We start from the raw sequence: 1,806 nt of genomic DNA on the forward strand, positions 1-1,806 counted from the left end.
ATATATAAATGAGGCAATTTATTTTGATTAGTTCTTCTTAGGAGTGGAAACATTACTACTCCCACTGCGTTAATAAAGGTCATAAACATGTTTGAGATGCTCAAAGTAAATGATAGTTTACCAAACGTTTCAATTGTCCATCGTTTTTCAACAAAGAAGCGAATTGAGCCGATAATTAACATTCCAGCTATGCTACTTAGCATCAGTTTACTACCAATATTAATATTTTCTAGAATATTTGAGAATTCAGCTTTAATCCTATTGAGCCTATTTACAAAAATCATATCTGAAATTCTCACTACGCCCCAAATCGTAATGATAAGTTTAGAAATTATATCCAAAATAATTAACCAATAGAAATTTCTTCCTCCTAGAAAAAAATAGACCACAATAAAAGATACATATAAATATCTATCTCCTCTAGATAATTGCGCATATTCCTTGATTCTATTAGTAGACTGTAATATATACAGGACAAATGTCTTTGCAATTGTAACAACAGAAACAACGGCTGTGAGAATTAGAATTAAGGATTTGTTTGAAGTTGGTCCGAATATAATGGATCCGATGATTACAAAAGTAGAAATTATTATTTCCATTATCATCAAATACCAAAACTGTGATCCTAAACTTTTTTTATCTAAATCCTCATATTCGCTACCACCGATTTTCAAATAAATTCCATCTACCCAACCAAAATGTAAAAAGCCAACATATGAAGAATAAAAAACATATAGTTGCCAATAACTATATTCTTTAACTCCTAGTAACTTTGGAACAAATAAGTTCAATAATATCGATATTGCTAATGTTGCGAAATTAGCGGCAACAGTGTAGTAAAGATTTTTAATAACTGCTTTTGCTTTAAGGTTCATTTATTACACATCAACTTTCTAAAGGAAGAAATTGCTTATCCAACCTTTTACAGTATATTTTTCCAAGACATCAGAAGAAATATCTTCATAATCCGATTTTAAGAATTCTTCAATGCTCTCAATATTGTCTCTGCCGAGAACAAAAATATTTTTATAATTATAGAAATCAGTTTCTAAAATCGAATAATTATTGGTAACAATTTTTTTCTTGAAAAAAAGCGCCTCAATCGGTCTTAAAGTTTGTCCTTTTTGCTCTGGTTGAACAATATCCAATAAAGCTCTCGAATTTGCTTCGATATTTAATAGCTCTTTATAAGATATCCTATCCTCATAATCATAAGAGTCACTAGAATTTTTATTAGAATTGACAATATATAAATAAGTTGAAATATTTTTTTCGTTAAACTTACATTTCAAGTCAAGTAATTGCCTTAACCTTCCTTTGTCCAATCCAACAAAGCTTAGATCATACTTGATCTCATTACTTAAATTGTTAAACATCTCATGATCAATAAACTGATTATTACTTCTCAAATGATATTTCTGGCAATCATCTTTGTCAAAGCTCCAAATTTCACAATCAAGTTCTTTATAAAATCTTATTGGTGTATCCTTTGATACAGGATTACTATACCAAACGATTATTCTAATAGAAGGAAACTTTTTATTTATATATCGAACAATTGGAATTGAATACACATGAGAGTTTAAGATCTGTCTCTTATACACATCTAGATGTGTATAAGAGACAGTTTGAAAGTAGACCATTTTTTTGTTAATCGTTTGTCTTCTTGCAAAATGAACTATAGTCAATGAAAAGATAGTAAGTATAATTGATGTCAGCATCGATTTTTGGTAGTAAAAAAAAGTAGAACAAAATGAAATTAATACAAAAAAAATATAGCCTGAAGCTCTCATATTCGCGATCCTC

At 29.0% G+C, this 1,806-nt stretch carries 2 protein-coding genes; both read right to left on the reverse strand.

The annotated features are described in order from the left end of the window. Positions 1-875: lipopolysaccharide biosynthesis protein (locus A5868_RS10560; protein WP_369596932.1), on the reverse strand; the 875-nt coding region annotated here is incomplete at its 3' end. Between the two features lie 18 nt (positions 876-893). Then, on the reverse strand, positions 894-1,806 hold a 913-nt coding region (locus A5868_RS10565; protein WP_217867355.1), incomplete at its 5' end, for a hypothetical protein.

It is taken from the genome of Enterococcus sp. 12F9_DIV0723, from assembly GCF_002174375.1.
Taxonomy (GTDB): Bacteria; Bacillota; Bacilli; order Lactobacillales; family Enterococcaceae; genus Enterococcus_A; species Enterococcus_A gilvus.